The organism is Pseudomonas putida (genome assembly GCF_002025705.1).
GTDB lineage: Bacteria > Pseudomonadota > Gammaproteobacteria > Pseudomonadales > Pseudomonadaceae > Aquipseudomonas > Aquipseudomonas putida_J.
The window spans coordinates 1,220,301-1,236,246 of record NZ_CP018846.1 but is presented as its reverse complement, the minus strand read 5'-3'; the positions used below and the strand labels follow the sequence as shown (position 1 = coordinate 1,236,246).

General features: G+C 63.4%; 16 protein-coding genes and 2 pseudogenes. 9 read left to right on the top strand and 9 right to left on the bottom strand.

Going from position 1 to position 15,946, the window contains the following annotated elements:
- Positions 1 to 23: 23 nt before the first annotated feature.
- Positions 24 to 911: a protease HtpX gene (htpX, locus tag BUQ73_RS05725; RefSeq protein ID WP_003259721.1), complete on the top strand. Its 888-nt coding sequence runs from the start codon at positions 24 to 26 to the stop codon at positions 909 to 911.
- A gap of 140 nt (positions 912 to 1,051) precedes the next feature.
- On the opposite strand, the gene BUQ73_RS05720 is transcribed toward htpX, so the two are convergent.
- Entirely contained in the window at positions 1,052 to 1,702 is a 651-nt protein-coding gene (locus tag BUQ73_RS05720) for a thiopurine S-methyltransferase (RefSeq protein ID WP_079227020.1), read from the bottom strand.
- 101 nt (positions 1,703 to 1,803) lie between these two features.
- Between BUQ73_RS05720 and BUQ73_RS05715 the strand changes: the two genes are divergently transcribed.
- Positions 1,804 to 2,571 carry a DODA-type extradiol aromatic ring-opening family dioxygenase gene (locus BUQ73_RS05715; RefSeq protein ID WP_079227019.1) on the top strand — a complete coding sequence of 256 codons (768 nt, stop codon included), beginning with the start codon at positions 1,804 to 1,806 and terminating at the stop codon, positions 2,569 to 2,571.
- A gap of 172 nt (positions 2,572 to 2,743) precedes the next feature.
- Here the strand turns inward: BUQ73_RS05715 and BUQ73_RS05710 are convergent.
- Positions 2,744 to 4,466, bottom strand: a pseudogene (locus BUQ73_RS05710) (DEAD/DEAH box helicase).
- A gap of 429 nt (positions 4,467 to 4,895) precedes the next feature.
- On the bottom strand, positions 4,896 to 5,651 hold the full coding sequence (locus BUQ73_RS05705; RefSeq protein ID WP_079227017.1) for a spermidine synthase: 756 nt from the start codon (positions 5,649 to 5,651) through the stop codon (positions 4,896 to 4,898).
- A gap of 117 nt (positions 5,652 to 5,768) precedes the next feature.
- Here BUQ73_RS05705 and BUQ73_RS05700 point away from each other — a divergent pair, with 117 nt between their 5' ends.
- The gene (locus tag BUQ73_RS05700; RefSeq protein WP_079227016.1) at positions 5,769 to 7,115 is read left to right on the top strand and encodes a class II 3-deoxy-7-phosphoheptulonate synthase; all 1,347 of its coding nucleotides are present in this window, start codon (positions 5,769 to 5,771) and stop codon (positions 7,113 to 7,115) included.
- Here the strand turns inward: BUQ73_RS05700 and BUQ73_RS05695 are convergent.
- Together BUQ73_RS05695 and BUQ73_RS05690 are read right to left on the bottom strand one after the other, a co-directional pair.
- A complete protein-coding gene (locus BUQ73_RS05695; protein WP_079227015.1) occupies positions 7,096 to 8,316 on the bottom strand; it encodes a winged helix-turn-helix domain-containing protein in 1,221 nt (406 codons plus the stop codon). The two genes, BUQ73_RS05700 and BUQ73_RS05695, sit on opposite strands and share 20 nt — an antisense overlap.
- Before the next feature lie 128 nt (positions 8,317 to 8,444).
- Entirely contained in the window at positions 8,445 to 8,663 is a 219-nt protein-coding gene (locus BUQ73_RS05690; RefSeq protein WP_027919490.1) for a DUF1127 domain-containing protein, read from the bottom strand.
- Between the two features lie 96 nt (positions 8,664 to 8,759).
- Between BUQ73_RS05690 and BUQ73_RS05685 the strand changes: the two genes are divergently transcribed.
- A complete protein-coding gene (locus BUQ73_RS05685) occupies positions 8,760 to 9,611 on the top strand; it encodes a LysR substrate-binding domain-containing protein (protein WP_079230488.1) in 852 nt (283 codons plus the stop codon).
- A gap of 128 nt (positions 9,612 to 9,739) precedes the next feature.
- Here BUQ73_RS05685 and BUQ73_RS05680 read toward each other — a convergent pair whose 3' ends face one another.
- Positions 9,740 to 10,489 carry a sulfite exporter TauE/SafE family protein gene (locus BUQ73_RS05680; RefSeq protein WP_079227014.1) on the bottom strand — a complete coding sequence of 250 codons (750 nt, stop codon included), beginning with the start codon at positions 10,487 to 10,489 and terminating at the stop codon, positions 9,740 to 9,742.
- A gap of 178 nt (positions 10,490 to 10,667) precedes the next feature.
- Between BUQ73_RS05680 and BUQ73_RS05675 the strand changes: the two are divergent.
- From BUQ73_RS05675 to BUQ73_RS05665, 3 genes and pseudogenes are all read left to right on the top strand, one after another.
- Positions 10,668 to 10,859, top strand: a pseudogene (locus BUQ73_RS05675) (LysR family transcriptional regulator); the annotation flags it as partial.
- Between the two features lie 58 nt (positions 10,860 to 10,917).
- A complete protein-coding gene (locus BUQ73_RS05670) occupies positions 10,918 to 11,373 on the top strand; it encodes a MarR family winged helix-turn-helix transcriptional regulator (protein ID WP_027919493.1) in 456 nt (151 codons plus the stop codon).
- 141 nt (positions 11,374 to 11,514) lie between these two features.
- Positions 11,515 to 11,943, top strand: coding sequence for an organic hydroperoxide resistance protein (locus tag BUQ73_RS05665; RefSeq protein ID WP_023632623.1), 429 nt, complete (start codon positions 11,515 to 11,517; stop codon positions 11,941 to 11,943).
- A gap of 197 nt (positions 11,944 to 12,140) precedes the next feature.
- Here the strand turns inward: BUQ73_RS05665 and efp are convergent, their stop codons facing one another.
- The gene (gene efp / locus BUQ73_RS05660; RefSeq protein WP_027919495.1) at positions 12,141 to 12,710 is read right to left on the bottom strand and encodes an elongation factor P; all 570 of its coding nucleotides are present in this window, start codon (positions 12,708 to 12,710) and stop codon (positions 12,141 to 12,143) included.
- 48 nt (positions 12,711 to 12,758) lie between these two features.
- On the bottom strand, positions 12,759 to 13,892 hold the full coding sequence (gene earP, locus BUQ73_RS05655; RefSeq protein ID WP_079227013.1) for an elongation factor P maturation arginine rhamnosyltransferase EarP: 1,134 nt from the start codon (positions 13,890 to 13,892) through the stop codon (positions 12,759 to 12,761).
- Positions 13,893 to 14,022: 130 nt separating this feature from the next.
- Here earP and BUQ73_RS05650 point away from each other — a divergent pair, with 130 nt between their 5' ends.
- A complete protein-coding gene (locus BUQ73_RS05650) occupies positions 14,023 to 14,415 on the top strand; it encodes a hypothetical protein (RefSeq protein WP_079227012.1) in 393 nt (130 codons plus the stop codon).
- Positions 14,416 to 14,417: 2 nt separating this feature from the next.
- Positions 14,418 to 14,888: a GreA/GreB family elongation factor gene (locus BUQ73_RS05645; protein ID WP_079227011.1), complete on the top strand. Its 471-nt coding sequence runs from the start codon at positions 14,418 to 14,420 to the stop codon at positions 14,886 to 14,888.
- Between the two features lie 115 nt (positions 14,889 to 15,003).
- Here the strand turns inward: BUQ73_RS05645 and BUQ73_RS05640 are convergent, their stop codons facing one another.
- On the bottom strand, positions 15,004 to 15,936 hold the full coding sequence (locus BUQ73_RS05640) for a LysR family transcriptional regulator (RefSeq protein WP_079227010.1): 933 nt from the start codon (positions 15,934 to 15,936) through the stop codon (positions 15,004 to 15,006).
- Positions 15,937 to 15,946 lie beyond the last annotated feature (10 nt).

The window sequence follows — 15,946 nt, the reverse complement described above, 5'->3', positions numbered from 1 at the left end:
TCCGTCAGGAGAACGTAACAACCATGATGCGCATTCTGTTGTTTGTAGCCACCAACCTCGCGGTGGTGCTGGTTGCAAGCATTACCCTGAGCCTGTTCGGCTTCAACGGGTTCATGGCCGCCAACGGGGTTGACCTCAACCTCAGCAGCCTGCTGGTGTTCTGCGCCGTGTTCGGCTTTGCCGGCTCCCTGGTCTCGCTGTTCATCTCCAAGTGGATGGCGAAGATGACCACTGGCACCCAGATCATCAGCCAGCCGCGCACTCGCCACGAGCAGTGGCTGCTGCAAACGGTCGAGGAGCTGTCCCGCGAAGCCGGCATCAAGATGCCCGAAGTGGGTATCTTCCCGGCCTACGAGGCGAATGCCTTTGCTACCGGCTGGAACCGCAACGACGCCCTGGTCGCTGTTTCCCAGGGCTTGCTGGAGCGCTTCTCGCCCGATGAAGTGCGTGCCGTGCTGGCCCACGAGATCGGCCACGTGGCCAACGGTGACATGGTCACCCTGGCACTGGTGCAGGGCGTGGTGAACACCTTCGTGATGTTCTTCGCCCGCATCATCGGCAACTTCGTCGACAAGGTGATCTTCAAGAACGAAGAAGGCCAGGGTATCGCCTACTACGTGGCGACCATCGTCGCCGAACTGATCCTGGGCATCCTTGCCAGCATGATCGTCATGTGGTTCTCGCGCCGCCGCGAGTACCGCGCCGACGAAGCCGGTGCACAACTGGCCGGCACCGCTGCAATGATCGGCGCCTTGCAGCGCCTGCGTGTAGAGCAAGGCCTGCCAGTGCATATGCCCGACACCATGAAGGCCTTCGGCATCAACGGCGGCCTCAAGCACGGCCTGGCCGGCCTGCTGATGAGCCACCCGCCACTGGAAGACCGCATCGAGGCCCTGCGCCGCCGCGGTTGATCCACCTGGCAAAAGAAAAGGGCGACTTCGGTCGCCCTTTTTCGTTTTTCTGCGCCAGCCTCTTCGCGGGTGAACCCGCTCCCACAGTACTTATGGGAGCGGGTTCACCCGCGAAGAGGCCAGCACAGCAAACACATTACTCAGAACTGTACTCGATACACCCGCTCCACCACGCTCTCGACGCCGGCCTGGAGGAATTTCGGGCTTTCCTCGATGACCTCTCGCTCTTCCAGCGCCTGGACCTTGCCACGCGCATACCCTCGGCGCACCTCATCATCCGGCACCGAAAAAGGCGGGCCGGCCAGCAGTTGCTGATCGTAATCCATGGTCAGCAGCAGCCCTTTGCACCCCATCGGCAGCACCTGCTCCAGGTGTGCCATGTAGCGCGCCCGCATCTCGGGCGGCAGGGCGATGGCCGCAGCGCGGTCGTATAGCCCCATGCAATCGGCAACGTCCTGCGCCTGCAAGGCAAAGAAATCGCCACACCAGACCTCTATGTCGTTACTGCGCCAGACCTCGAATGCCCCCTGCTCCGACACCTGCACCGGCAACGCCTGCTCGCGGAAAAAGTCCTCCACCGCCCGCCGGGACAGTTCCACGCCCAGCACCCGGTGCCCTTGCTCCTTCAACCAAGCCATGTCCAGGCTCTTGCCACACAAAGGCACCAGTACGCGACTGCCCGCGGGCAGTGCCAGCTTGAGCCAGTGCGCCTGGAGGAAGGGGTTGACGTCCGTGCGGTGAAAACCGATCTGGTTATCGTCCCATCGCTTTTGCCAAAACGCAGGTTCCATGATCACTCCCGATTTTTAGATGGATTGCGGGTAAAACTTGGTTTGGATTTCGATCTGTACTTGATCGAAGATGATTGCATCTTAACCCTCAGGACCCCGTCATGCTGCCCAGCCTGTTCATTTCCCACGGTTCCCCCATGCTCGCCCTGCAACCCGGCGCCAGCGGGCCGGCATTGGCCGGGCTGGCCAATGCCCTGCCACGGCCGAAAGCGATCGTGGTGGTGTCGGCACACTGGGAAAGCCGCGAGCTACTGGTGACCAGTGGCGCACAGCCAGAAACCTGGCATGACTTCTACGGATTCCCGCCTGCCTTGTACGCGGTGCAGTACCCGGCGCCAGGTGAGCCCGCCCTTGCCAGCCAAGTCAGTGAGTTGTTGAACGCTGCGGGCCTGCCGGCGCGCCTGGATGCACAGCGGCCATTCGACCATGGCGCCTGGGTACCCTTGTCGCTGATGTATCCGGATGCCGGCCTGCCGGTGATTCAGGTTTCCCTGCCAAGCCAGATGGGGCCTGCACTGCAGATCAAGGTCGGCCAGGCGCTGGCTGGGCTGCGGCGCGAAGGTATCCTGCTGATCGGCTCCGGCAGCATCACTCATAACCTGGGCGAACTGGACTGGCACGCCGGGCCGGATGTGATCGAGCCGTGGGCACTGGCATTCAGGGATTGGGTGGTGGAGCGGTTGAAGGCGGATGACCAGGCTGCGCTGCTGGACTACCGGAAGCAGGCGCCATTTGCGGCGCGCAACCATCCCAGTGATGAGCATTTGCTGCCGTTGTTCTTTGCCCTTGGGGCTGGGGACAGGTTCGGGATTGTGCACCAGGGCTTCACCCTGGGCGCCTTGGGAATGGACATCTACGGGTTCGACTGAAGATTACCGGGGGCGCTTTGCGCCCCTTTCGCGACACAAGGCCGCTCCTACAAGCGATACGCGATCCCTGTAGGAGCGGCCTTGTGTCGCGAAATGGCTGCGCAGCAGCCCCAAAATAGTACTGGCAAAAAAAATCCCCGACCTAGGCCGGGGATTTTTCATTGCTTCAGGATCAATCTTCGCGGTAGCGGCGCAGCTTCAGTTGCTTACCGGCTACACGAGTGTCCTTCAGCTTGGTCAGCAGCTTCTCGAGGCCATCTTCCGGCAGCTCGATCAGGCTGAAGCTATCGCGCACCTGGATGCGACCGATGGCGTCACGGGCCAGGCCACCTTCGTTGAGGATCGCGCCCAGCAGGTTCTTGGCGGCGATACCGTCACGGGCACCCAGGGCGGTACGGCAACGCACACGGCCTTCGGCCAGCGGCAGTGGAGCACGACGCTCGCGGTCACCACGATCACCACGGTCGCTGCGCTCAGTGCGCTCACCACGCTCGGCACGCTCACCACGCGGGGCGAAGCTCGGCACCAGCGGCTGCTCGCGCTCTACCGCGGCCAGGTCCAGCGCCTGGCCATTGGTGGCCTTGCGCAGCAGGGCCGAAGCCAGGGCACGTGCGCTGCAACCGAGGTCGGCGGTCAGGCGGTCGAACAGTTCACCATGGGTGGCTTCTGCTTCGGCAACCAGCGGCGCCAGGCTCGAGGTCAGCTTCTTGATGCGGGCGTCCAGTACAGCCTGGGCGTTCGGCAGACGGGCTTCGGCAACCTTCTGCCCGGTCACGCGTTCGATCACCTGCAGCATGCGGCGCTCACGCGGGGTGACCAGCAGCAGTGCACGGCCATCGCGACCGGCACGGCCGGTACGGCCGATACGGTGCACGTAGGATTCCGGGTCGTACGGCATGTCGACGTTGAACACGTGAGTGATGCGCGGTACGTCCAGACCACGGGCAGCGACGTCGGTGGCGACGACGATGTCCAGGCGGCCATCCTTCAGCGAGTCGATCACGCGCTCACGCTGGTTCTGGGCGATGTCGCCGTTCAGCGCGGCAGCCTTGTAGCCCTTGGCTTCCAGCGCGGCGGCCAGGTCCAGGGTGGCTTGCTTGGTACGCACGAAGGCGATCAGCGCGTCGAACTCTTCGACTTCCAGCAGACGCAGAACAGCCGGGATCTTCTGGTCGGCATGGACCATCAGGTGGGCCTGGTCGATCGCGGTGACGGTCTGGGTCTTGCTCTGGATCTTGACGTGCTTGGGCTCGCGCAGGTGGCGTTCGGCGATCGAGCGGATCGACGACGGCAGGGTTGCGGAGAACAGTACGGTCTGACGGCTGGCCGGGATGGCATCGAAGATCACTTCGAGGTCGTCCATGAAGCCCAGTTTCAGCATTTCGTCGGCTTCGTCCAGTACCAGGTACTGCACGGTCGACAGGACTTTCTCGTCACGACGCAGGTGGTCGCACAGACGGCCCGGGGTGGCAACAACGATTTGCGCACCGTTGCGAATGGCACGCAGCTGTGGGCCCATCGGGGCACCACCGTATACGGCCACCACGTTAACGCCCGGCATCTGCTTGGCGTAGGTTTCGAAAGCGGTGGCTACTTGCAGCGCCAACTCACGGGTTGGCGCCAGGATCAGGGCTTGCGGTTCGCGCTTGCTCACATCGATCTTGTTGAGGATCGGCAGGGCGAAGGCAGCGGTCTTGCCGGTGCCAGTCTGCGCCTGGCCGATCATGTCGTGACCGGCGAGGATGATCGGGATCGATTGTTGCTGAATGGCGGACGGCTCTTCATAGCCGGTAGCCAGAACGGCAGCAACAATGTTCGGATTAAGATCGAGAGCGGCGAAGCCGCCGGTTTCCTGGGTCATGGGTCTGCCTCTAAGTGCATCCGCAAAGACCCATGCTGCAAAGCTGCACATGCCTTGAAAGACCGGACGGTCACCCAGGCAGCTTTGTCGGCGGGGATTTGCGAAAACGATTGAAAAAGAAAAACTTGGGAAGGTCCGCCTAGCGGACGTGCAGCCGAAGCTGGACTCGGAGGATTTGCACCACCTGATTTTGAGGTCCGCTAAAAGACCGGCGCGTACTATACCCGAATTAATGCCAGGGAGTGAGTAAATTTTTCTGGCCCTACGGCCAGTACCGAGCCATCAGCTGCTATCCGCTGAATCGATAATTCTCAGATGGCTGACGCGCTCATTGTGGGAGCGGCCTTGTGTCGCGAAAGGGGTGCGCAGCGCCCCAGGATACAGCTTCGCCGCACGGATTGCCGGGGCCGCTGCGCGGCCCTTTCGCGACACAAGGCCGCTCCCACAGTGAACGTGCGGGCCTTCAGGTAGCTGGCCGGATCTCGCGAATCAGCCCTTCCAGGCTATACCCCAACCGCGGCGCCATGGCCTCGGCCCGCGCCCGCAGACCGTCGAGGTCCAGTTCCTGCTCCAGATCCGCCGGCACCAGCAGGATCACATTGCCCTCCTTCACCGGCAACTCCCAGTAATGCCGGTGGTACAACCCGCGCAGCAGCGCCGCGCCCAGCGGCTTGCCATCATCGTTGGCCCACTGGTTGATCACCAGCCAACCGCCCGGGTTCAGCTTCTTCTGGCAGTTCTCGAGGAAATTCCACGCCAGGTGCCCGACACCCGGGCCGTGGTCGGTGTAAAGGTCGACGAACAAAAGGTCGGTCTGCTCGGCCGTGGGCAGCAACTCCAGGGCGTCGCCTATGCGCACGTACAGGCGCGGGTCATCGTCCAGCCCCAGGTGTTCCATGGCCAGGCGAGGTACGTCCGCGCGCAGCTCGATAGCCTCGATGTCTTCCAGCGGCAGGAACTTCATGCACGCCTGGGTCAGGGTGCCGGCGCCCAGGCCGAGAAACAGCGCGCTCTCCGGCTGCTCATGGCACAGCGCGCCAACCAGCATGGCGCGGGTGTAGTCATATTCCAGCCAACTCGGGTCGGCGGTGAACACGCAGCTCTGCTCGATGGCATCGCCGAATTCGAGGAAGCGGTAATCTTCCACCTCGTACACGCTGATCACGCCAAAGGCATCCTCGACCCGGGCCAACAGCTTCTCTTCCCGCTCCGTCGCCATCTACCTGCCACCCACCCGCGCAAAAACGCGCATTGTCCGCCAACGCCCCGGATGCAACAAGCGCGGCGCCAACTGTTACCATGGCAGGCAGCCCAAACAGACAATACCGAGCCTGTGATGAACCGACCGTGGAGCCCTGACAGCTGGCGAGCCCTGCCGATCCAGCAGCAACCGACCTATCCCGACGCCGCGCACCTGCTCAAGGTCGAGCAGACCCTGGCCAGCTACCCGCCGCTGGTGTTCGCCGGCGAGGCGCGTGAGCTGCGCCGGCAGTTCGCCGAGGTCACCGAGGGCCGCGCCTTTCTGTTGCAAGGCGGCGACTGCGCCGAGAGCTTCGCCGAGTTCTCGGCGGCGAAGATCCGCGACACCTTCAAGGTGCTGCTGCAGATGGCCATCGTCATGACCTTCGCCGCCGGCTGCCCGGTGGTGAAGGTCGGGCGCATGGCCGGGCAGTTCGCCAAGCCGCGCTCCTCGGGTGACGAAACCATCGGCAACGTCACCCTGCCGGCGTACCGCGGCGACATCGTCAACGGTATCGGCTTCGACGAAAAGAGCCGCGTACCGGACCCGGAGCGCCTGCTGCAGGCCTACCACCAGGCCACCGCCAGCCTCAACCTGCTGCGCGCCTTCGCCCAAGGCGGCTTTGCCGACCTGCATCAGGTGCACAAGTGGAACCTCGATTTCATCGCCAACTCGGCGCTGGCTGACAAGTACCACCAACTGGCCAACCGTATCGACGAAACCTTGGCCTTCATGCGCGCCTGCGGCCTGGACAGCGCGCCACAACTGCGCGAGACCAGCTTCTTCACGGCCCACGAAGCGCTGCTGCTCAACTATGAAGAAGCCTTCGTGCGCCAGGACAGCCTGACCGGCGACTACTACGACTGCTCAGCGCACATGCTGTGGATCGGCGACCGCACCCGCCAGCTCGATGGTGCCCATGTCGAGTTCCTGCGCGGCGTGCACAACCCGATCGGGGTCAAGGTCGGCCCCAGCATGAACCCCGAAGAGCTGATCCGTCTGATCGACACGCTCAACCCGGCCAACGACCCCGGCCGCCTCAACTTGATCGTGCGCATGGGCGCCGGCAAGGTCGGCGCGCACCTGCCGGGCCTGATCCGTACCGTCGAGCGCGAGGGGCGCAAGGTGCTGTGGAGCTCCGACCCGATGCACGGCAACACCATCAAGGCCAGCAGCGGCTACAAGACCCGCGACTTCGCGCAGATCCTCGACGAGGTGAAGCAGTTCTTCCAGGTGCACCAGGCCGAGGGCAGCCATGCCGGCGGCATCCATATCGAGATGACCGGGCAGAACGTCACCGAGTGCATCGGCGGCGCCCGGCCGATCACCGAGGATGCCTTGTCCGACCGCTATCACACCCATTGCGACCCGCGGATGAACGCCGATCAGTCGCTGGAGCTGGCCTTCCTGATCGCCGAAACCCTCAAGCAGGTGCGGCGCTGAGCAAAGCCTGACGCAACCGGCTGCCCTCTGCCCGAGGGCAGTTCAGTTGCACCCGCTCCAGGCCCAGCCAGCGGGCCATGCGCAACAGATGACCCGCCAGGGCTTGATACCCCTCATCGTCCAACGCTATCGACTCTGTATGCACGGCGTGTACCGCCAGTTGCCCCAGGGCGCGCTCGGCGCGCAGGTCCAGGCGCGCGGCAATGCGCTCGCGGTAGAGGAACGGCAGCACGTAGTAGCCATATACCCGCTTGTGCGCCGGGGTGTAGATCTCCAGGCGATAGTGGAAATCGAACAGCCGCTCGGTGCGGCTGCGCTCCCAGACCAATGAATCGAATGGCGACAGCAGTGCGCTGGCTTCGATGCGCCGGGGGATGCGTGGTGAGCCGGCGCAGTAGGCCAACTGCTTCCAGCCCTGCACCTCGACCGGCTGCAAACGGCCATCGGCGACCAGCTCATCCAGCGCCGCCCTGCCCTGGCCGGGCTCAAGGCGGAAGTAGTCGCGCAGGTCGCGTTCGGTGGCCACGCCCAGGGCCGTGGCGGCGTGCAGCATCAGGCCTTGATGGGCTTCGGTTTCGCACGGCAGCGCCTGATCGAGGATCGCCTTGGGCAGCACCTTTTCCGGTACGTCGTAAAGCCTTTCGAAGCCGCGGCGCCCCGCCACCGTCACTTCACCGGCGGCGAACAGCCATTCCAGCGCATGTTTTTCTTCGCTCCAGTCCCACCAGGGGCCGGCCCGCTCCTGGCGGGTGGACAGGCTGCCCGCGCCCAGCGCACCCTGTTCGCGCACTGCAGCCAGCACGCGGGCGATCACGTCCTGGCGTTCGCGGCCAAATTGCGCAAGCTGGCGGTAGATGCCGCGGCCATCGGCGGCATGGGCCATGCGCCAGCGCAGCAGCGGGTAGAGGCTGAGAGGTAACAGCGAGGCTTCGTGGCCCCAATATTCGAACAGCTGGCGCTGGCGGCCACGGCCCCAGGCGAGTTGGTCGAGCATGGCCGGCGGGTAGTCGCCCAGGCGGGAGAACAGCGGCAGGTAATGGGAGCGCACCACGGCGTTGACCGAGTCGATCTGCACGACGCCCAGGCGCTGCAGCATGCGTTTGAGTGCGGGCAGCGCCGGAGTAGCTTCGGGTGGCTTGCCAAAGCCCTGAGCTGACAAGGCCAGACGGCGGGCCTGGTTGATGGACATCTTGAGCGCCAAGCCTGGGCTCCTTGTGGTGGGGCTACCGGCCTCTTCGCGGCTAAAGCCGCTCCTGCACAGGCTACCGTTTCGCCTGTAGGAGCGGCTTTAGCCGCGAAGAGGCCGGTAGACCCACCGACAAACTTAGCTCATTTACGCAACGGGTCATCCCAGAAATGCCGCTCGGCCTCTTGCTGTATGTCCGCCCGGCTCAAGCCCAGGTCATGCAGGGTCGCATCACTCAGGCTGGCCAGTTCCTGGCGCTGGCGGTACAGCTGCAGCCACCGGGCCGGACGGTCCAGGGCCACATGCCACAGGTGGTTCAGGGAAAAGGCAGGTTGCTGGATGCTGCTGACATGACCTTTCATCGTGAAGCCCTCCGTGTTGATGGCTCCAGTCTCTGCCCGGGCTTAAGATCAATCCAACGAATGTTTCTGATGCCATGCATCTCGGAGATTGATGCAATGTCCCAGTACCAGAGCCTCGATGCCGACGTGCTGCGCACCTTCGTCGCCATCGCCGAGCAAGGCGGCTTCACCCGCGCCGGCGAAGTGGTCAACCGCACCCAGTCGGCGGTAAGCATGCAGATGAAGCGCCTGGAGGAAGACATCCTGCAGCGCCAGCTGTTCGAGCGCGAAGGCCGCCAGGTCAGGCTCACCGCCGAGGGCCAGGTGCTGCTTGGGTATGCCCGGCGCATCCTCAAACTGCATGGGGAAGTGTTCAACACCCTGCGCATGCCGCACATGGTCGGGCTGGTGCGCATCGGCACGCCGGATGACTACGCCATGCGCTTTCTGCCGACCATCCTTTCGAGCTTCGCCCAGGCCTACCCGCTGGTACAGGTGGAGGTGCATTGCGACTCGTCCAAGCAACTGATGCTGCGCCAGGACCTGGACCTGACCATCGTCACCCGCGAGCCGGGCAACGAGGTTGGCCAACTGTTGCGCCAGGAGCGCCTGGTGTGGGCTGCCGCCGAAGGCTTCTGCCCGCAGGAGCAACGGCCCATGCCGTTGGCGCTGTTCAACACCGACTGCTTCTGCCGCGCCTGGACCTGCAATGCCCTGGAGGCCCAAGGCATCGACTACCGCATTGCCTACACCAGCCCCAGCCTGGCGGCGATCTTTGCCATCGTCACCGCGGGGCTGGCGGTGACGGCGCAGTTGCAGAGCCTTGTGGGTGGCAACATCCGCATTCTGGGCGAGAGCGAAGGGTTACCGCAGTTGCCGGTGGCCAACGTGATGCTGCTGCGCAACAGCCAGAGCCAGTCGCCGATTACCGACTGCATGGCCGATTACATTGTCGAAGGATTCCAATAATTTGGGGCTGCTGCGCAGCCCATCGCAGGCAAGCCAGCTCCCAGAGGTACTGCACAGGCCTCGAAGCCTGCACTATCCCTGTGGGAGCTGGCTTGCCTGCGATGGGCCGCAAAGCGGCCCCGGCGATCTTATAGTTCAAACGTCAACATCACGGCACACACAACCAGAAATACACAGAACATCGCCCGCAGTACCTTCTCGGGCAGCGCATGGGCCAGTTTCACGCCCCAGCTGATACTCAGCAGCCCACCGACCGCCAACGGAATACCCACGCTCCAGTCGACACTGTGATGCACCCCGTAAGTCACCAGCGTCACCAAGGTACTCGGTGCCGCCAGCGCCAGCGACAGCCCCTGCGCCACCACCTGGGTAGCGCCGAACACACTGGTCAGAATCGGCGTGGCCACCACCGCCCCACCCACGCCAAACAGGCCGCCCATGGTCCCGGCAAAGCTGCCCAGCACACCCAGCCACGGCCAGGCATGGCGCAGCTGGGAAGTGGGCGGCGCCCCCTTGAGAAACATCCGCGCCACGTTCCACACCGCCAGCGCCACCAGAAAACCGACAAAACCCAGACGCATGGCATGCGCATCGATGCCCACCGCCCAGATCGACCCGAGCCAGGCGAACAGGAAGCTGCACAGTGACAGCGGCAAGGCGTGGCGCAACTCGATACGGTTGCGCTGGTGATAGCGCCACAGCGCCAGCAGCACGTTCGGCACCACCATCACCAGCGCCGTGCCCTGGGCCAGTTGCTGATCGAGGCCGAACAACACCCCTAATGCCGGGATGGCGATAAGCCCGCCACCGATGCCGAACAACCCACCCATGGTGCCCAGGGCAGCGCCCAGCACGATATACAACAACCACTCGATCATCAGGGTCTCACCCGCCTGTTTGGAATGCGAGCATGCTAACGATTGCGCGCTGGCAGGGAAACTCACCGCGACGCACAATGGCTACCCGCGCTTCGCATAAGCAAAATGGTCATGAGCCCCGATACCCTGACCGCCCCGCCAGGCCTGATCCTCGATGTACAGGAGACTGGCAGTTTCTATGCTGCGCGGCGAACGAATACCGCTGTTCTGCGACAACAGCCCGCCCGAAGCTGAAACCAGTGGCATTTATGCACTGCGCCTTGAACATGAAACGAACTCTCGCAGCCGTTTGCTGCTCGAATTTCTCAAGAGCCGCTTGCGCCCGGTTCCACCCTGGGGCCTGGCGCCGCGCAGTGAGCTGCGCTGGTAGTAAGCGCACCAACCTTCAGCGTGCTAGATTTCTCCATTGATGACATTCAAGGACCTGCATGAACGCCAACACCCAAGCTTCCTGTGACGAGCTGCTGCTGGACAACCAGGTCTGCTTCGCCCTGCACTCCACCTCGTTGCTGATGACCAAGGTCTACAAGCCGCTGCTGCAAGCGCTGGGCCTGACTTACCCGCAGTACCTGGCAATGCTCGTACTGTGGGAGCAGGACGGCCTTACTGTCGGTGAAATCAGCCAGCACCTGCTGACCGACCCTGGCTCGCTCACGCCCCTGCTCAAGCGCCTGGAAAGCGAAGGCCTGCTACAGCGCAACCGCAGCCGCGAAGATGAGCGGGTGGTACTGGTGCAACTGACCGACAAGGGCCGCGCCTTGCAGCAGCAAGCCCGGGAAGTGCCGCAGTGCATCCTCAAGGCCAGCGGCCGCAGCCTCGAACGCCTGCAACAGCTGCAGGCCGACCTCCTGGAGCTGCGCGACAGCCTGCAAAAAAACCTCTGACGGCTACGCTGTGTGATGCCCGTTCGGATGAGCGGCGAAGATTTATCTTGCGCACCAACTAATTGCGCGCTAATTTAAATCCCGCACCCACACGACGCCACCTGATCACCAGGGGCGCACAGCACACTAGCGAGGCTCAAGATGCAAAAGGTCACTCCGCTGTACATCGCAGAAGCCACCTCCACCGGCGGTCGCGACGGCAAATCCCGCTCCAGCGACGGCAAGCTGGAAGTCAAGCTGAGCACCCCCAAGGAACTTGGTGGCGCAGGTGGTGACGGCACCAACCCTGAGCAGATGTTCGCCGCCGGCTACTCGGCCTGCTTCATCGGCGCGCTGAAATTCGTCGCCGGCCAGGAAAAGAAAGCCCTACCTGCGGATGCCTCGATCACCGCCAAGGTCGGTATCGGCCAGATCCCCGGTGGCTTCGGCCTGGATATCGACCTGCACATCAACCTGCCGGGCCTGGCCCAGGCCGACGCCGAAGGGCTGGTGGAAAAGGCCCACAAGGTTTGCCCGTACTCCAACGCCACCCGCGGCAATGTAGACGTCCGGTTGCACGTGACTGTCTGAATGTGGGAGCGGCCTTGCGTCGCGAAAGGGGTGCGAAGCAGCCCCAAGATCTCGCATAGGTCGCAATATCGCTGGGACCGCGTTGCGGTCCTTTCGCGACACAAGGCCGCTCCCACAAGAGCATGCCGATAGCTGCAGCAATCACAGGCATAAAAAAACCCGGCCAAGGCCGGGTTTTTTGCGTTTCGCAAGAAGGATTACTTCTTGGAGCGGCCTTTGAAGCTGTTGTCGCGAGTGTCGATGTCGATCCACTCGTCGATAGCGATGAAGTCGGCAACCTGGATCTCGGTACCGTTTGCCAGCTTGGCAGGCTTCATGACCTTACCGGAAGTGTCGCCACGAGCAGCGTTCTCGGTGTAGACAACCTTACGGCTGATGGTGGTCGGCAGTTCAACCGATACCAGACGGCCTTCGAAGAATACGGCTTCGCAGACGTCTTCCATGCCTTCTTCGATGTACGGCAGAACGGCTTCGATGTCCTCGGCGTTCAGTTCGTACATGGTGTAGTCGGTGGTGTCCATGAAGGTGTATTCGTCACCATTGATGAACGACAGGGTCGCTTCTTTGCGATCCAGGATCACGTCGTCCAGCTTGTCGTCTGCACCGTAGACGGTTTCGGTCTTGTAGCCGGTCAGCAGGTTCTTCAGCTTGGTCTTCATGATCGCGCTGTTACGGCCCGACTTGGTGAACTCAGCCTTCTGAACCAACCACGGATCGTTATCGATGCGCAGAACGGTACCGGGTTTGATTTCTTTACCAGTTTTCATTGCAAAATATCCGAATCTGGATGGATTTATAAAAATCGAGGCCGCGTATCATAGCGAATTTCGGTAAAAGTGTACTAGCGCTGCGGCAAGGTCCGGCCGAGCGGCCTGAGTCGCGGCCCAATCAGCGGCGTGCTGCTGCAGTTCTGCCCAGTGTTTGCGGGCACCTTGCCAGGCCGCGTGCATGTCGCGGTCCATGTTCCAGGCACGCCACAAGGCCATCAACGCCTCGCAGGCGGGGTCCGACAGGCCCTGTCGATAATGGCCGAGGAACGCTTCGAGCTTTTCCCAGTGGGCATTCTCGTCCTGCACATAGATGTGCCACAGCATCGGCCGGCCGGCCCATTGGGCGCGCACGAACGAATCTTCCCCCCGCACTGCGTTGAAATCGCAGCTCCACAGCAGGCGATCATAATCGTCCTGGCTGACGAACGGTAGGATCTGCACGGTCAACGTGCCGCGCTGGTGCACATCACCGGCTTGCAGGTGCAGCTCACCCAGCCAGGCACCCAGGTCGCCGAGAATGCGCCCTTGCGGGACCAGCAGGTGGACCGGGTCGGCATCTTCGACCAGCGCATCGAGCCACCGGCCCAGTTGCCCGTTTTCGTAGGCGAACAGCGACATCAGCAGCGCACCGGGCTGCGGATGCACACCCAGGCTCTGCAGGAACGCCGCGCGCGCCTCGGCCGATTGCTCGAACGCCTGCCGGCGCGGCAGCAAGCTGGCCTCGCGCAGCAGCCCGCCGGTCCTGGCCGTGAACCCCGGGAAGAAAAACACCTTGCGCAGGCCATTGGGCTGGGGCGATGGCAAGCCATGGCAACCTTCCACCCAGTCCTCGGCACTGAGGTACTCAAGGTTCAGCCACAGCACCGGCACCGCGCGTGCGCGCATTGCTTCGACGTAGGCCGCCGGCAACTGACAGGCAAAGGCACCGATCACCACATCCGCAGGCACCGCGGGTTGCCATTCGGCAGGCCAGGCGCGCACATCGACACCCTGCTGCCATTGCTGCGCGGCAGCGGCATCGGCACCCGGGCACAGCGGCACGAAGGCATTCAAGTCATCCACCCACAGGCGCACCGCCAGGTCGTACTCGGCCACCAGTTGCCGGGCCAGGCGCCAGGTCACGCCGATATCGCCATAGTTGTCGACGACGCTGCAGAAAATGTCCCAGGTGGTTTTCATGTGCCCTGCCTCGCCCTGCGCAAAACCGCGAATTCTGCGGATAAATTGTCGCCGACAAAAGCACCGCTCGGAAAAAAGCGCCAGCGCCATGCGACAATGGCCCCCTCGCCCGCCCTGCCAGGAGGCCACCATGCCCCGCCCCCGTGAACTAAAGATCACCCTGCAACCGCTGCAACTGGTTTTATGCATAGCCTTAGGCCTATGGCTCGGCGCCCTGGCAATTGGCCTGAGCCTGTGGCTGGCCCTGGGCCTGTGGCCCGAACGGCTTGAGCCCGAACTGCCGCCAGCTGTCTTCCACGAGCCGGCACCTGCAACGGCGCCCGCGCAACCGGCGCACGCGCAGGACGAGATGTTCGAGCGCTACAAGGATATCCTGCGCAAACAGGAAGCCCAGCAGGCCGCCGAAGCCGCCCAAGGCAACCCGCGCAACCTCAACAGCCCCAAGTGCCAGTTCTGGCTTTCGCAGAACCGTACCGCGCCTACCGACAAGAGCCAGGCCAACGTACTGGAGTTCTGTTACTGACCATGGACAAGGCCACTTTGCTCGCGCGCATCGTCGCGGCCCTCGAAACCGACGTGGAAGTGCTGCGCCGTGCGGCGCAAACCGCCTACGAGGCAGCCACCGCCGAAGAGAACATCGCCGAGAACAAGTACGACACACTGGGGCTGGAGGCATCGTACCTGGCCACCGGGCAGGCACGGCGCACCGCCGAAATTCGCCAGGCGCTGCTGACTTACCAGCAATTGCTGTTGCGCGATTACGACCCGGCGCGAGGAGTGCAGGTGAGCAACCTGGTTACCCTGGAAGATGAACACGGCGGGCAGCGCCTGCTGTTCCTCGGGCCTGAGGCGGCGGGGTTGAAGATTGGCGAGGGGGATGAGTTGGTGACCGTGATCACCCCTCGTTCGCCGTTAGGGCAGCAACTGGCGGGCAAGAAGGTCGATGACGAGGTGAACCTGGGCTCGCAACTGTTCTACATCATTGATGTTGCCTGACAGGGCCCTTTCGCGGGCAAGCCCGCTCCCACAGGTTCATCACCGCCCCTGAGCACAGCGCCGTACCTGTAGGAGCTGGTTTACCCGCGAAGAGGCCGGGCCAGGCGACAAATTTCTAGGCCAAGGCATCAAAGCGCTCCGCCAACCCCCGTTCGGAAAACTGCTCCACCACAAAATCGATGAACGCCCGGGTCTTGCCCGGCAACAGCTTGTGCTCGGCGTAATACAAGCTGATATGCCCATCATCCACATACCAGTCCGGCAGCACCCGCTGCAGCTGCCCCGCCTCCAGATAAGGCACAGCGAATGGCAAGCTGACCAGGGCAATCCCCAAGCCCTGCTGCGCCACCGCACACGCCGCATCCGAATCGCTCATGGTCATCGCCTGGCGCAACAGCAGCGGCTGCTGCGCCTGCCAGCGGCTGGTCAATGGCCAGGAACGTACCCGCCCGGTCTGCGGCGAGCGGATCAGAATCCCGTCATGGCGCTGCAACACCTGTGGGTCTTCGATGGCGGCATGCCTGCTCAGGTACGCGGGCGCCGCCACCAGCACCCGATGCGCCGGGGTCAACTTGCGTGCCACAACCCCAAGCGGCAGCTCGAAACCACCACCAATGGCCGCATCGAAGCCCTGGCCGATCAGATCGACCTGGCGGTTGTCGAAATGCCAGTCGGGGGTAATCGCCGGGTAACGGCGCAGAAACTCGCCCAGCAGCGGCAGCACGTACAGGCGGCCGAACACGGTGCCCATGCTCACCCGCAGCAGCCCGGCCGGCTGGCCCTCGGCGCTGGCCAGGTTGGCCACTGCGTACTGGATGGTCCGAAAACTGTCGCTCACCTCGCCAAGAAAACGCTGCCCCGCCTCGGTCAAGGTCAGCTTGCGCGTACTACGCTGGAACAGCCGCACCCCAAGGCGCGCTTCCAGCTGGGCGACGTGCTTGCCCACTGCCGCCGGGGTGATGCTCAGGCGCCGGGCCGCCTCGGCGAAACTGCCCACCTCGGCGCTTCGGATGAAGCACTCGAGGGCATTGAAAGACTCCATGGCCATGATTACCAAC

Excerpts from the sequence above, each read along its gene's own strand:
- earP (WP_079227013.1), bottom strand. The coding sequence starts at position 13,892 with ATGAAAACCACCTGGGACATTTTCTGCAGCGTCGTCGACAACTATGGC.
- BUQ73_RS05705 (WP_079227017.1), bottom strand. The coding sequence starts at position 5,651 with ATGGCGACGGAGCGGGAAGAGAAGCTGTTGGCCCGGGTCGAGGATGCC.
- BUQ73_RS05670 (WP_027919493.1), top strand. The coding sequence starts at position 10,918 with ATGAACGCCAACACCCAAGCTTCCTGTGACGAGCTGCTGCTGGACAAC.
- BUQ73_RS05650 (WP_079227012.1), top strand. The coding sequence starts at position 14,023 with ATGCCCCGCCCCCGTGAACTAAAGATCACCCTGCAACCGCTGCAACTG.
- BUQ73_RS05690 (WP_027919490.1), bottom strand. The coding sequence starts at position 8,663 with ATGAAAGGTCATGTCAGCAGCATCCAGCAACCTGCCTTTTCCCTGAAC.
- BUQ73_RS05665 (WP_023632623.1), top strand. The coding sequence starts at position 11,515 with ATGCAAAAGGTCACTCCGCTGTACATCGCAGAAGCCACCTCCACCGGC.
- BUQ73_RS05645 (WP_079227011.1), top strand. The coding sequence starts at position 14,418 with ATGGACAAGGCCACTTTGCTCGCGCGCATCGTCGCGGCCCTCGAAACC.
- BUQ73_RS05685 (WP_079230488.1), top strand. The coding sequence starts at position 8,760 with ATGTCCCAGTACCAGAGCCTCGATGCCGACGTGCTGCGCACCTTCGTC.
- BUQ73_RS05700 (WP_079227016.1), top strand. The coding sequence starts at position 5,769 with ATGAACCGACCGTGGAGCCCTGACAGCTGGCGAGCCCTGCCGATCCAG.
- htpX (WP_003259721.1), top strand. The coding sequence starts at position 24 with ATGATGCGCATTCTGTTGTTTGTAGCCACCAACCTCGCGGTGGTGCTG.
- efp (WP_027919495.1), bottom strand. The coding sequence starts at position 12,710 with ATGAAAACTGGTAAAGAAATCAAACCCGGTACCGTTCTGCGCATCGAT.
- BUQ73_RS05720 (WP_079227020.1), bottom strand. The coding sequence starts at position 1,702 with ATGGAACCTGCGTTTTGGCAAAAGCGATGGGACGATAACCAGATCGGT.
- BUQ73_RS05640 (WP_079227010.1), bottom strand. The coding sequence starts at position 15,936 with ATGGCCATGGAGTCTTTCAATGCCCTCGAGTGCTTCATCCGAAGCGCC.
- BUQ73_RS05680 (WP_079227014.1), bottom strand. The coding sequence starts at position 10,489 with ATGATCGAGTGGTTGTTGTATATCGTGCTGGGCGCTGCCCTGGGCACC.
- BUQ73_RS05715 (WP_079227019.1), top strand. The coding sequence starts at position 1,804 with ATGCTGCCCAGCCTGTTCATTTCCCACGGTTCCCCCATGCTCGCCCTG.